At 68.7% G+C, this 15,081-nt stretch carries 5 protein-coding genes; 2 read left to right on the plus strand and 3 right to left on the minus strand.

Annotated features, from left to right (window positions below):
- Position 1: 1 nt before the first annotated feature.
- Positions 2–3,187: an AAA family ATPase gene (locus KUM38_RS33010; protein WP_254398127.1), complete on the plus strand. Its 3,186-nt coding sequence runs from the start codon at positions 2–4 to the stop codon at positions 3,185–3,187.
- Between the two features lie 342 nt (positions 3,188–3,529).
- Here KUM38_RS33010 and KUM38_RS33015 read toward each other — a convergent pair whose 3' ends face one another.
- Complete coding sequence (locus KUM38_RS33015) at positions 3,530–5,305, minus strand: pentapeptide repeat-containing protein (protein WP_217134977.1); 1,776 nt, start codon at positions 5,303–5,305, stop codon at positions 3,530–3,532.
- A 646-nt stretch (positions 5,306–5,951) separates the two neighbouring features.
- Between KUM38_RS33015 and KUM38_RS43395 the strand changes: the two genes are divergently transcribed.
- Positions 5,952–8,477: a CHAT domain-containing tetratricopeptide repeat protein gene (locus KUM38_RS43395; RefSeq protein WP_217134979.1), complete on the plus strand. Its 2,526-nt coding sequence runs from the start codon at positions 5,952–5,954 to the stop codon at positions 8,475–8,477.
- Here the strand turns inward: KUM38_RS43395 and KUM38_RS33025 are convergent, their stop codons facing one another.
- A complete protein-coding gene (locus KUM38_RS33025) occupies positions 8,478–10,991 on the minus strand; it encodes a caspase family protein (RefSeq protein WP_217134980.1) in 2,514 nt (837 codons plus the stop codon).
- A 340-nt stretch (positions 10,992–11,331) separates the two neighbouring features.
- Positions 11,332–14,811, minus strand: coding sequence for a CHAT domain-containing protein (locus KUM38_RS33030; protein ID WP_217134982.1), 3,480 nt, complete (start codon positions 14,809–14,811; stop codon positions 11,332–11,334).
- Positions 14,812–15,081 lie beyond the last annotated feature (270 nt).

The following is a 15,081-nucleotide window of genomic DNA, read 5'->3' on the forward strand; positions in this document are numbered from 1 at the left end:
GATGACACTCACCCTCACCGGATTCCGCAGCTACCCCGCCCAGACCACCGTCGACTTCACCGGCAGGAGCCTGGTCGCGGTCCTCGGTGACACGGGCGCCGGCAAGAGCAGCCTGCTCGACGCCATCGCCTTCGCCCTGTTCCGTAAAAGCTCCTGGGACGCCAAGGAACCCCGGCAGCTCATCGCCGACGGGGCACAGGCCATGAGCGTCGAACTTACCTTCGTACACGATGGGCAGAACTGGCGTGTCCACCGCACCATGCACGCCACCAACCCGAACGCGGGCCGGCACCACCTGAAAAACCTGGACACCGGTGAGGAGACCGACGGCGCCACGGCCGTCGACAACCGCATCAAGACGGTGCTGCAGATGAGCTACGACACCTTCCTGCGGGTCGGGCTCCTCCCGCAGGGCAGGTTCGACCAGCTCCTCACCGCCGCTCCCAAGGAGCGCAGCGAACGGCTCCGCGAACTGTTCGGTGCCGAATCACTGGAAACAGTCCGGAACCTGGCCGCCCGCCACGGCCGCACGCTCCAGCAACTCCTGGGCGAGGCGAAAGCCAAGCGGGCTCCCATGCCGGACAACCCGCGGGAGACGGCCGCCGCAGCCGGAGCCGCCGCCGACGCGGCCACAGCTCAGGCCGAACGCCTGAACACCGCCGTCGTCCGTATCACAGCACTGCAGGAAGAGGTCTCACAAGCCCGGGACACCGCGGCGGCAGCCACCAGCGCCTATCAGAGCCTGGCAACACGTCAGGTGACCGATGCCGGCACCGTCCTCGACACGCTCGAGTGCGCCGACAACGACCTCACCACACGGCGCGACCTCCTCAACCGGCGTGCCGAGCAGGCTGCGGCCAGGGAAGAGGAACTGACCGGAGCGATCACCGCGGCGGAGAAGCAAGGAGAAGGCCGGGACGCCCTCGCCCAGGCCGCGATGCTCCTGAAGACTCTCGCAGAAACCGCCGAGGAACTCAGAAACGAACGCGACCGGCTAGCCTCGCTCACCACACAACTCGGCGACGAACACGATGCCATCGCCACGGCTGAAACGGAACTAGCCGAACGGGCCGCACACGTCGAAGCGACAGCAGAGGCAGCCCGGGCCGCCGCCGAGACCAGTAAGCAGATTCGAACGCACAGCACCACTGTCCATACTGCGTTGGACGCGGCCCTCTCGGCGGCCCGGCGCGTCGCTGACACCGCGCGCGCCCATGCCACCGCAGTGGACCGGCAGAAATCCGCCCACCAACACCTCGGCCCGGTGGAGACCGAGGCAGCTGCGGCCCATAAAGATCTCACCGCGGCCGAGACACACCTGGAGGCGCTCCGGCTGCGGAAAAAGGCAGCCGCGATCGCCGCCGACCTCCACCCCGACGACGACTGCCCTGTATGCCGCCGACAGCTCCCGGCTGACTTCCACCCCACAACGGCCGACGCGGAAGAACTGACCGAGGCGCACACACAACGAGAGCAGGCCAAGAGCGCACACGACAAGGCCATCGACCTGCGCGCCGAAGCCCGCGCCGCCGTGACCACCGCCGATAAAGCGGTGCTCGAACGTGACCACGAGTACCACAGCGCACAGCAGACGGCGCAGGAGACTACCCAGGAAGCAGAACGAGCCTTCCGAAGCCTGGAGGCGCTGGCCACCGCAGCAGGTACAGACTTCGACGCCCGGTCAGCCTCAGCAAGGCTGACCGCCGCTACCACTGCCCTGGCCGCCCCCGCCGCCAGCATCACCGCATCACCACACCAGCAGCACCTCGAGCAGGGCACCGCAACGATCACCCACGCCATCGCCGCATGCGAACACGCGGCCACCGCACACGCCGAAAAGATGCAGGCCGAAATGCACCGCCACACCGCTGGAATCGAAGCGGGCCGCAAAACACTGGCAGAACGAAAGAAAACACACCGCCGCGACAAAGAAGATGCATCCGCAGCTCAAGAGCGGCATGCCCGGACCGTAACAAGGACCGCCGCCGACATCGGCATGCTTCCCGCGCGCATCCAGGCGATGCTGCCCCACGACCCGATCGACATCGTCGTCGGACAGACGGACGCCGCCACCACAGCCATCAACGCCCGGCAGACCGAACTCCAAGAGCTGCTCGACCAGAGAGAAGCAGCCCGAGCGGAGAAGACCGCGGTACTCGCCGACCAGCGCACCCTCGACCACGACACCCACGCCCGCCTGGAACGCCCCCTCGACAGATTGCGTGACAACCTCGACGCGTGGGCCCAGGCCGTAGACCAAGCTCGCACCCCACTCGATGAAGCCGACCGGCCAGCGCTGCCAGAAGCTCCCACCCAGCCGACGATCGCCGAGGTCCGCAACTACGCCGCCGCCCTGTCGACGACGACCTCAGTACTCGGCGACAAACTCATCGAGCGAGCCACCACGGCGACAGAACGCGCATCCGCCGCCGAAAGCCGCCTCGGCGAGCATGCAGCAGCCGCACTCGCCGACATCGACGCCTCAGCCGACCTGACCACACCCAAATCACTTCACCCCCTCGTTGCCGCGGCCGCGCAGGCAACTAAAGAAGCCGAAGACCAGCGCTGCAAACAGCGAGAAGCACAGGACCTAATCAAGCCGGCCGCTGACCTGGACTTCGCCATCACCGCAGGCGAAGCCCGCTACGAAGCCCTCGAGGTACTACGCCGCGAACTGGTCGACGCCAAGTTCCTGGGCCACCTCACCACCCTGCGAACCCGCGCACTGCTCGGCGTCGCCAGCGACCTGCTCGGGCAGATGTCCGACGGTCGATTCGGTTTCGCAGACGACTTCGACATCATCAGCCGCAGCTCCGGGGTCGCACACCACCCAAATCGGCTGTCAGGAGGGGAGAAGTTCATGGCGTCCCTCGCCCTGGCCCTGGCACTTGCCGAACTGCATTCCCGCAGCGGGCCGACTCTCGGCTCCCTCTTCCTCGACGAGGGCTTCGCCGCCCTCGACACCACCGCCTTGGACCTGGCACTGGATGTACTGCGCGCCCAGGCCGGCGGTGACCGCCTGGTAATGGTGATCAGCCACCTGCACGCCGTCGCCGAGGCCGTCGACGATGTGCTGTGGGTGGAGCGGACCACCGCCGGCTCATCCGCCCGGTGGCTCACACCGGCTGAGCGAGACGACATGGCCCAGGACAACCTCGCCAGCGGACTGCACTCCCAGGCGCGATAACCAATACAGGGCATGGAAGGGCGCTGTGCCGTCCTCGCCGGGGAAGCTTCATCCAGCGCCTTGGCGAGGGGGATGTCAACCCGGGGCGCGAGCGCGGAGCGTGGTCATAGCTGCGATCGGCGGCCGAGGACGGGCGCCCGGACCACGTGATCGTCCACAGCGGGCGCGGACAACGTTCTTGCCGGGCTTCTGTATGGCCTCGCGTGGCATCCAGGTGACGAATGCGACCAGGGTGGCGCTCGGTGGGAAGGTCAGCCCACCGGTCCCCAGGTCCGGCTTTCTCGGCCCCCACCGGGCGCAGCTGGTTCGATCTGCGCCTGAGCCCGCGCATGGTCTTCAGGGCTACCGCTTGACGCGGCCGCGGACGGCGAGGATTGCGAGAGCGAGCAAGACCGGCTCGACGAAGCGGGAGGCCATCTCGGTGTAGGTGCCGACGGTGGTGAGGTGTTGGCCGGAAGACCGGAACACCACCGAGTTGATGACGGTGCGCAGGCTCTTCTCGAAGCGGTCGGTTGCGAACCGCTCCCCAAGCGGTCCGGTGGGGTTGAGGGGGGCTGGGGTGTTGGTGGTCAGCGAGATGTCCGGTCCGGTGATCCGGCCGGTCGTGGTGGGCTTCGGGCGGTCCTGGGGGATGCCCCACAGCATGAGCGCGAGGATGGTGCCGGCCATGGTGAGCAGTAGCCAGGCCAGTGCTCTGGAGGCGCGCAGACCATACCCGGATACGGCCCAGTACGCCGTCAGCAGGACGTGTTCGCTGAGCGGGCGAGCGGGGTCGTTGCGGCGCATCTCCATCTCGCCGTAGTAGAAGTCCGCCGCGTCCGGTTCGTTCTTGCTGTCCTCCAGCGCCTTGCGTAGCTGCCGATACACCGGCGCCAGCGTGGCCGGACCAGGCATGGGCCATTCAGCCGCCCTCAGTGCGTTCGTACTCGGTGGTGCGGGATCCCAGCCGGTGTAGCCGCGGGAGTGACGCCAGTGCTGTTCCTCGGCGAGGGTGCGGCGCGCTGTCCACAGCACCGGCAGCCAGCCACATCGCTGCATGCCTCCGGGCGCTTCCGCAAGGGGGCATTCGCCTGCCATCGTCAGCTGGTCGAGATGGACGCTCCCGGAGAACAGGCACGTGGACAGGTCGATGTCGGTCAGGACCAGGTGGGCAGCGTCCACCCCGCGCACGGACTCCAGCCGCACGCTGGGCGGGCAGTTGCGGAGCGCGCCTTTCTCCAGCGGCGAACCCCCGTGCCGGAGGGGTTCGGGCAATGCGGTGACGCTCAGCGGGAACTCGGGCACCGCATAGCTCAGGTCGACTGTCGCGCAGCGGAGCCGCAATGCGGCGACGGAGGACCAGCGAGTCCGCCGACACACAAGCCGGAATCCCGACATCTCGATGGTCACCGGATGGCCGAACACGGCTCCCGAGAGATCGATTTCCCCCTCGCATGCCAAGGGGCCAAGTTCCGGCGCCGCCTCAAACCTCGCCCCGTTGAACTGGGCATCGCCAGTGAACGTTGCTCCGTTGAACCGGGCTTCGCCAGCAAACGTCGCGCCGAACACGGTGGAGCCGTTGAACGTCGTCCCCTCGAACCAGGCGCTGCCGGTGAATATTGTTGCACCGAACCAGGCGGCGCCGGTGGTCACCACAGTGGTCCCCTCCTGCCGGGAACTGCCGCTGAACGTCGCCGAGCTGAAATGGGCGCCGCCAGTGAATACGGTGCGATGGAAATAGGCGCCGTCGGCAAATGTCGCCGACCCGAACGAGGCGCCGCGATTGAATACCGTGCTTTCGAACGAGGCGTTGCCGGTGAACGTCGTCCCCTCGAACCTGGCGGTGTCGGTGAACGTCGCCTCGTCGAACTTGGCGGTGCCGAAGCAGGGCTGGCGGGTGGCGCGGTCGCGAAGGGCGCGGAGCAGGTCGGTCAGGAGTTCATCGGTGAAGGGCGTGCCTCGGTAGTCGATGTTTCTTCCCGGCGCCAGGTTGCGTAGGTAGGCGCGGCGGTCGTCGAGAGGCAGATGAGCGAGGCAGACCCTGTGGCGGCGAACACGGATGCCGCGGCAGCCGACGGGATCTTCCGGGTTGGCGCCGTGCCCACAATGCTGCCACGACGGTGGGTTTGGAGCAGTCATGGGCCGAGCCGCGGCCCAGCTCGCCGACCGCCGGCCAAGAGGGCTGCGATCGTGTGGGATGAGTGCTGCGCCTCGCTGTCCATAGCATGATCGTAGGCGCGGGATCCGCTCCCATGCGCGGTAGATCTGCCGTCTGGGTGATCGCGAGACCAGGGGCGAATAACATCGGTGCCAGGGTCTCCGCGATCTTCGGATCGGCAAGCGGCCGTTACGGTCAGGAGCCACTGCACAGAACCCTGGATTTGCGCATTCACTGCGCATCCATCGCCAACATTGCGCATCGAGTCGCGGATCCTACAGGTGATATCGAAGCGGTCGGGCCGGAAGCCGTCGGCGAGCCCCAGATGATCGATCCGGCGACGAAGATCCCGCCGCGGCCGAAGTTGTCGTCGTGCTGTCAGGTGGCCACCACACCGAATCAGAAACACCTTCGTCGACGCCTTGACGGCTTTGGCGAGCGTGGGTGCGAGACACGGCCAGAAGCTCGACGGCCTCGGTCTGGTGCGGAGGCGGGGACGGTAGCCCGGTGTGCCCGGTGGCGGCCGACGTCCGCGGACCGGGCAAGCGGTGGCGTTGTGATGCTGCCAGAGAGCGGTGGAGCAATTTGGGACGTTTCAGGATCTTGCGGACCGGTCAACAAACGAGGGTGGTTGCGGACGAGGAGTACGCGCGGCTAAGGGAGCGGGCCGATGCCGCCTTGGCGACGGGCGGCGGCGATGCGGCGCAGGCTGCGGCTGATGTCGTTCGGTGGTGCCGGGAAAATCTCTCGCCCGATGATTCCGAACTGGCTCGGGCGCTGGTGCGGCAGGCAGTTGCCACATCTCGCACCGGAGAGATGGCGGAGGTCGGTGGCCGGGTCGCGTACCGGTTCGTGTTTCTCTTCGAGGAGGCGTTGGCACTCCAGCGCAGCGCGTTCGGACCGCGTAGCGAAGTCGTCGCTATCACGCTGGGGTTGTACGCGGATTGCCTGCGGCCCCGTGATCTGCTCGCTGCGATCGCACCATTGCAGGAGCGGCTCACCCTCCTGTGGAACCTGCGCAAGCCGTTGGACGCGGATGTCGGCGTAGCCGCGTGCCTCCTGGCCCAGGTCCAGGCCCAGGCCAGTTTGTTGCTGAGCAAGGAGGCGGCACGGCAGTATCAGACCTGTCTCGACGTCTTCGCGACGCTGCCGCCGCACCCGTCGACGGCTGCCGCCTGGTCCGGACGGGCGGAGCTGGCCGAGGCCACGGGAGACTTGGAGAACGCAGATCTGGCCTACCGCCGGGCCGTGGAAATCATGAAGGCTCTGACCCAGGAGCCAAGCACCGATCTCGCTGTACGGATGCTGGGGGCGGCCCGGGTCGCATCGCGGAGGGGGGACCGTGCCAGTGCCGCGTCCTGGTATGAGAAGGCGCTGGAGGTGCAACGTGCCTTGTCCGGGGACGCTGCCCTGGACGTCGCGGCGACATGGTTCTCGATCTCCTTGACCACGGACGGGAGCCGTGCACTGCAGGCGTCCCGGGAGGCTCTGCGCTCGGCCGGCGCATGGTTGCAGACCGGCACGGCCGCCGCACTCGACGACCGTCGACGCGAGGAGGTCATCCGTGTCTTCGCTACCTATGCCGACCGACATCTGCTGAGCCTGCTCAGCACGGGGTCCGGAGGCGATGACATGGTGGCGGTGTCTGCATGGCGTATGCGGCTGCCTGACCTGCTGTCGCGCCCGTGGCGGCTCCGCCCGACTCCCCATCCTGCCGAGCGTGAACTGAGCACCGTACTGGCCCGGATTGCGACCCGCCATCAGGCGCGGTATCAGACAGCGGACACCGACAACCGAACCGGAGCGGCCGGGGAGGGATGGTTCTATCATGGGGAAGAACTGCGGTGGCTGCGTGCCCGTCGCACGGAGCTGGAGGCGGGGCTGCGCCAAGAGGTTGGCTCCGGTCGGCGGGCGGAGCCATTGGCTGGCGAGGTTCTCGACATCGCGCGCCGTTTTCTCGGCAGTGACGACCGGTTCATCAACATCGTCCGAGTGGCCGACGCGTATGTGGCGCTCGTGGTGGGACCCGCCGAGGGGCAGACAGCTGCCGTGCCGCTGGGGCGGACGGCCGTCGTGGACGAGGCTGTGTGGCGCGCGCGGGCAGCGCTGGAGGGGCCGGGACGGGCAGCGGTGTTCCGGGACGTGGCGCCTCGCCCCATCGGCACTGACGACGGGGACGCCACCCACGTACTGGCGCGGCTGCTGATCGAGCCGCTACTGCCGTACCTGGCGGGGTGTCGGCGGCTGAAGGTGGCGCTGGACGGGCCGTTGCTGCACGTGCCGCTCGGCGTGCTCCCCGTCGGCCCCGCGCCGTTCCTCTCGTCGTTCGACGTCGACTACGTGACAACCCTCGACGAGCTCGCCGGACCGGACCGGGCGGACGCCGAGGCGGGGCCCGACGTCGTGCTGGCTGCCCCCGACTACGAGCTGGGCCGCGTGGGGTCCGCCAACCCAGACTCCCTGTTCCAGCCGTTGGAGGGCACGGCCGAGGAAGCCCGTGGCATCGCCGAGCTACGGCCGGAAGCGTTGGTGCTCACGGGCCGCGACGCGACCAAGGCCAGGCTGCGTGAATTCCGCTCACCCCGCGTGCTGCACCTCGCCACGCATGGCTACACGCTCGCAGGCGCTCCGCCGAGCGACCCCAAGTTCATGAACCGACGGCTACGCGGAAGCGACAGCAGCTTGGCAGGCCGGTACGACAACCTGCGCCGCGAGCCCGATCTGCGCAGCGGCCTCGCGCTGGCTGGCGCCAACACATGGCTGGAACACGGCGACCCGGGACCGGCGGCCGAGACAGGACTGCTCACGGTGGCCGACGTCACCGGTCTCGACCTGGCCGCGACGGAGCTGGTGGTGCTGTCCGCCTGCGACACGGGGGTCGGCGAAATCACCGCTCCCGACGGTCACGTGAGCCTGCGAGCGGCATTCCTGCGGGCCGGCGCACGGGCAGTTGTCGCCAGCCTGTGGAAGGTGCCTGACGGGCCGACGCGCGACCTCATGATCAGCTTCTACCGGCTGCTGGACCAAGGCCAGGTACCGGCCGATGCCCTGCGCACCGCGCAGCGCGAACGGCACGCTGCAGGTGACCCCGTACTTAACTGGGGCGCTTTCGTCTGTTATATCGGTGCGACGGGCGGCGAGGACGGTGGCTGATCAGCCGCGGCTCAGGTCCACCACCTCGAACACCAGCGACATGTCCTGTGCCCTGAGCAGGCCCTGGGCCGGATGCCGCCCCACCCCGTCGCCCACTCCGAACCTCTGATGGGGGAGAAGGGTCGTGCGGTACACCCCGATGCTCGTACCGCGCGATTGGTCGATCATGCGGGCCGCCATGCGGATGAGGATCGCCACGGCCGCAGCGGAACCGGCGACGACGGCGGCGGTGGGCTCGGCGGCCGCCAACGCGGTCAGCGCAGTGGACACCTCCTCGCTCCCCGTCTCAGCCGCCATTCCCTCGGCGAGATCCACATCGGGAGAGTCATCCCTCGCCACCCACACCGCGATGTCAAGGAACCGGTTCACCGGTCCCTCGTACACCAGCACGTCGTCGAAGGGCAGCCGGTCACCGTCCTTGATCCGGTCGAAGCGCAGGGTAGCGGCTCGGTAGGGGCCGCCCGCCTCGTCCGACGCGGCAGTAACGACCAGGGCGTCGATACGGACCTGAGAGCGCAGAAAGGCGCGGTTGCTGTGCACGGTGAGTTCCTTCAGCCGCACCGCCACTCTGCCAGGCATGTCCGGGCCGCGGGGGGTGACCAGCCGGAAGGACTCGTCCGGGCGCTCGTCGATCTCGAACGTCGGCTCGTCCGCGCTGGCCCTGCGCGCCGGATGAAGCAGGAAGTCGCAGGGCCTGACCTCCCACCGCACACCCCCGTCCCGTCGAGGGGGCGCGGGAACGTCCCGGCGACCGGTGTCGAGGCGGTCGACCAGCCACTCCAGGCTGTTGGAAGCTGGAGGAATGCCACGCGTTCTGCCAGCCCGCCCGAGCAGGCCGAGCCGGTCCACCGGCCGGTCGGTGACGATGGCCACGAAACTCTCTTCCCGGGCCTGTCCGGCAGGCAGTTTCTCCGGCCACTGCAGCGGAATCCCGCCGTCCCACCCGTAGTCCAACTCGTACTGCTCGCCCGGTTCGAGCGTCACGCCGCCCTGCTCCGAAGAGGTTAGCCAGGTCAGGGCACCGGCCAGACCGACGTCGAACAGGCAGACGAAGCGGCGCTCACCGCTTCGGTTGGTGATCCGCACCAACAGCCGGTCGTCGACGAACAGGTGAGCACCGTGGGTGAGCTCTTCCTCACCACCTCCGGACAGCAGGCGCAGGTATTGCACCTCAACGTCGGGTGGCAACGCAGACCTGCCCGTGCCGGACGGCAGTCGGCGGACGTATGACCCGAGCGCCAGTGTCCGCACGGCCTCGACCGCCTCATCCAGTGGCATGGCCTCCCCGGACAGCGGCTGCCCCATGCCGTCTGCCACGTGAACCGCCTGGTCATGATCGCCCTCATCCTCCAGACTTACGGTCGCCAGCGCGTCGTCGGTCTCCTCGACGATCCGGACCTGTGCGGAGGACGCGAGTTCCCGGGCGATCCGGTCACGGCCCGGGTGGCTGGCGGGCAGCACGACTACTGGTCGTTGGCCGAGCACTGCACCGACCGGCCAGGCGGAGACGCCTGGCGGCAGACCTGCGGCGTCGGGCACTCCCTCCAGAGCCAGCACGGCGTCGCCCCTGCTGATCCGCGCGACGACTGCACCCGCCAGCGGTGTTTCGTCCCCCGGAGCCACAAGTTCGTATCGGTCGCCCACGGCGACGTCGAAGACCGCGGCGTCGGGCAGGACTGCCACTGAATCCTTGATGCGGACCGGCAGGACGCCCTGACCGCCACGTGTCCCCAAGGAGAAGAGCAGCCGGTCCGCAGGCCCTTCCACGTCCGGCCGCTGCGGGGCAGCGGCTGCCGGAACGGCGCCGCGCACTGACTCAAGAACGTCCAGCCAGGTGAGCGCACCGGGGTCTGATCCGGTGAGCAGCCGCACCAACGCCGCGGTGAGCACTCCATGGCTGCGGCCGAGCCGTGCGTCGTGGAGTTCGTAGGCGCTCTGATGCGGGGCACAGGCCACCAGGCGCACCGCGTGCGGGTTGGCATCGCCACCCAGGGGCCGACCGGCGCGCGCTTCGCGCCAGCGCCGAACCAGGTCCTCTTCGGGAAGGTGGAGGTGCTCCAGGGCTTTGGGAACGGCCGAGCCGGAACGGGACATGCGCGCGGCGTGACAGCAGTCCAGGATCGCGGTGACGTTGCGTGTTCGGTCGGTGAGCTCCAGTTGAAGGCGTGTCAGCTCCTCGGCAAGGATGCAACGGCTTCGGTTGTCGGAGCGGTTGTCGAAGTCGGTCGGCACGATGTACTGCAGCCAGGTCGGCAGCGTCGGGTCCTGTGCCGCGAGGGGGTTGCGCTGGCGGCCGCCATGCCCGGAGTAGTAGACGACCACCGCGTCGTCCGGACCGCTGTCCTCGACCAGCTCTCGGTAACCCGCGGCGATTCCCTGAGCGGTGGCGTCCTTGCCGGTGGCGGGCATCACGGTGAAGCCGAGCCCGGCCAGCGCCTCGCCCATCACCTCGACGTCGGCGTGCACGCCGCTCAGCCCACCCGTCTCACTTCCGATCAGCAGTGCACGCCTCATGACGGGACCCCCGAGTACCGGATTGCTGCCTGGAGGAACGTCCTACCACGGACAAGGCCGCCAGCGGAGGGCGGCGAACCGGTCCGTAGCCCGCTCGGCCCCTGGAACCGTTGCTTCGGGGCGCACGATGAGCGCGCGACGTACACACCCGCGCGCCCCCGGCGATCCACGTGCCGTCGCATCTCCGTTGCCCTGCGTGCGGCTATCGAAGTCTTCCGTCTGACCGCGAGTCGCGGACCGACCGACCTGCCCGGCTGAATGCCCTCGATGAACGTTGCGGGGGCGTCGGCGGGGCACTGGATGCTCTCCTCGCCGACCGGGAGTGCGTTCCTGGTGAGACTCAGATGCCGACATGGATAAAGGGAGCCCACCAGTACGGGTGGTCATCATCGGCATTCTCCAAAGCAGGGTTGGGCGGGACGTCGCGGGTTGTGCGCCGCCTGCCGCATGCTGCGGTGGTGGCCGTCGGCACGCCCAGGTCTGCGAAGGCGGCACTGCGTGCGGCCCCGTCCATGGCGCGCAGATCGCGTTGGGCCAGCGCCAGCGCCTCCGCCACAGTGTCGTGAGCGGCGATACGCGCCGCGAAACGGTCCATGAACACGCACGTGGACGTATCGTCTACCGGCCACAGCGAGACCACGGCGTTCCGTGCTCCGGCAGCCAGCAGGCCGCGGACCAGCCCCACAAGGTCTCCCCCAAGGGTTGTGTCGCCGCGACCGGTATCGCACGCGCTCAGGACGACGAGATCTGCGTCAACCTCAAGGCCCATGAGGTGGGCAACGGTCAGCTCGTCGGCACCGGCGAGGGCCACGGACGATAGGGTCGGCGCCTCGGCGGAAACCTGGCCGTGCGTGGCCAGGTGGATCACTCCGGCACCGGCAACTGCGCGGCTCACCCGCTCCTCCGTCGGGTCATTGTCGAGCAAGGCCGAGGTCCCGTACCGAGCAGCCACCCGCGTCGCCTCGACCCGTGTCCCAGGGAGGTGCCTCAGACCGCGGCCCGGGGCGTAGGACGGGGCGCCGACCACGAGCGCTCCGCGTGCGAGGTCCGGCCGGGAGTGACCGGTGACATGCCGGAGCACGGACGCCGCGGGGAGCACCGAGACGACATGGCGGCTGCCGAGCAGGTCAGGCCCGAAGGGAAGGCAGTGGAAGGGCACCAGGTGCAGCGGCCCGGACGGGACGACAATGATCCGCTCGTGGTCCCTCAGAATGGCGGATACCGGGTCGAGCAGTAGCTCGCTCAGCCGGTCGGCGTCCTGGGTGCCGGCAGTGGGACGAAGCCGTGCGCACCCGCTGTGGAAGCGCCGGACCACCCCGCTGATGTCGGGGATCTCGGCACGCACTTCGCGCACCAGTGCATGGCGCCGTGTCACCGCCCAGATGAGGCTCCGATCCCAGCCGACCAGGTACTCGACGAGCACGGTGTCATCGGGCAACAGCGGTTGCAAGTCTTCCAGCCGCAGTGGCGCTCTCGGGCGCCGCTGCCGCACCAGGTGGCCGGGAACCAGCTGTTCGAGGTCGCGTTCGGCCGATTCCAGGGCGGACTGGGCCCGATCGAGCCGCCGGCGTGCCGGCATTACGCGGCCCGGCACTCCTTCGTGGCCCGCTGCGGCCAGCAGATCGTATGCCCCGGTCCAGGCCGCGCCGGCACCGCTCCAGCGCCGCAAGGCCGCCGACTGCTCGGGCGTGTGCTGGCTGCGGGCGATGAGGTCTTCCAGGAGAGCGTCCAAGGCAAGTGACCGCAGCCGGTCGGTCAGCATGAAGGCGTCCTCGGTCCGCCCTGCCTGCCGGGCGACGTCGGCACCCAGCGTGTAGAGCTCCCGGGCCTGCGCATCGTCCGTGATCGAGACACGGAACGCGTCACGGGGGAAGCGGGCCACCCGCTCCTCGAAGGCCGCCCGCGCTCGCTCCAGGACATCCGCAGCACCGTCGATGTCGTCGACGGCGGCCAGAACCCTTCCCCAGTCGGTGAGGTCCCGCCATCCCGCGGCCGGCCTCGTCGTACGCAGTGACGCGACGACGGGCGCGGCGTCCTCGTAGCTCCGTGCCTGCGTCCACAGGTTCAGCTGGTGCGCGGGGTCGGCGTCCGGGGTGTCCGCCAAGAGCTCCCTGACCACGGCCCGCGCCTCGTCATACCGTTCGGCGGCCTGCAGGACTAGCACAAGCAGCGACCGGCCGGCGGCTCCCTGGGCCCGGGCACGCTTCAGGGCGACGTCCATCAGACGGTCCGCTTCGGCGTCCTCGCCGTCGTGTTGGTGCTGCCGAGCCCGGAACAGCGGTACCAGCACGTCACCCATGGTCAGGAAGTCCGTCAGCGCGTCCAGCGTCAGCGCCAGCGCCTCCGGCTCGAAACCTGGGTCCTGGGCGGTGCCCGGTACTGGGACGAACTGGTGCTCACCGAGCACGGTGAGTGCTCGCTGTCGAGGTCCCAGACGTTGCACCAGGTCCTCGTCGGTGGCGCGGACGGTGAGACCAGCCGGTGCGCGGTCGGTCAGCAGCCGCACGACGTCCAGCGCCCGCTCCAGCCCGTCCGGGTCGCCCTCGCTGAGTTGCACATTGAACAGGGCGGCCGCCAGGTACGAGACCTCCAACCAGGCCAGGGGCTCCATCGCCTCGTCCGCGGAGCTTCCGGTGACCTGAGGGAGGCGCTCCGCGAGCGCAGTCTGGTAGCTGGCGATCGCGGGTCCAGTGCTGTTCATGCCTCCGTACAACTCGCCTACATCGCTCAGCACGGTACGGAGAGCAAACGCATTCGAGAGCCTTGTCGACAGGTCCACGGCCAGCGTCAGGGCACAGCGGGCCCGTTCCGTGTCGTCCGCCCGCCACCAGGCGTGACCGCAGGCGTGGACGAGGCGGGCCAAACCGCTGCCGAAGCTGGCACTGCCCGGGCCGCAGGCCCAGTGCTCGATGGACTCGGCGACAGCCGCAGTCGCGGCGCTCAGGCGGCCGGCGGAGATCGATGCCATCGCAGCGTGGACGTTGGCCAAGTGCATTGCGGCCGTGTCGCCCGCCCGTTGGGAAAACAGCCCTGCCAGCTGTGTGAGGCGCTCGGCCCGCTCCGCGCTGCCGGACAGAAAGGCCAGGCATCCCTCCCCGAGATATGTCGCGGCGATACCACGATCAGCGTTGGCACGCCGGAACAACTGCCGTGCCTCCCTGTACAGTCGGCGGGCTTCGGCTGCCGACTCGGCCGTGGGAACCGTGCGCTCCGTGTCGAGGTCGGCGAGGTCGAAGGCCAGAGTCTCGGTGAACGTCACAGGTGCGGTCCTCCACTCTGCCTCAAGAAGCCAGCACCGCGCCGTCCCGGCGAGATCATCCAGCTCGGCAAAGACCTCTTGAGCCCACGCCAAGCTGCGCTCGGCCTCGCTCCAGGAGCCCGCGAGGCGGTGAAGATCGGCAAGTTCCGCGGCCAGAGTCGCCGCCACTACCACGTCCTGCTCAGCCGCAATCCGAAGCGCACCCTGCAAGGAGCCAGTCAGGTGTTGGAGGATCTCCGAGCTCTGCTCCGGCCGGATGCGCATCATCGACCGAATGATCGAGCGCAGACTCAGCAGCTCCGGTTGTACCTTGCTGATGATCGTCAGCAGCAGGTCCGCCCGGATGTTTCCGGTCTCCGGGGCCGTCGGCTCCTGGAGCTCGGGCATCGCAGTGGCCAGTTGGGCGCCGGTGTCGCCGGGCCACCAGTTGAGGTCGAGCATGACCGCTGTGTGGCCTAGGGCCGCCCCCTCCGGGCTCGCGCGCGTGCCCGGATCGGCACTTTCCAAGATGGATGACGCGCGCCGCGGCTCGCCTGCGATGATCGCCGCGAGTGCGGCCATGACGTGGGGCACCTCCTCATCACTCGGCTCGGGAGAGAGGTCCGGACGGGAGGCGGCGAGCAGTTCCCCGGGCCGGTCCCGCAGGGCACGTCGTAACACCGATTCGAGAGTGACCGTCACCGCTGTCCCTGTCGTCTAAGAGGGCATCTGATCAATGTTCACGCTGTTCTGACGGTCATGTCCGTTTCGATTCGCCACGTTGGCGTGGATTCTCCCGTGAGCTCGCGGGACATTTTGTTAGCCATCGCCCAGTGGATCATCGCCCGGGAC

It is taken from the genome of Streptomyces sp. AC558_RSS880, assembly GCF_019049255.1.
Taxonomy (GTDB): Bacteria; Actinomycetota; Actinomycetes; order Streptomycetales; family Streptomycetaceae; genus Streptomyces.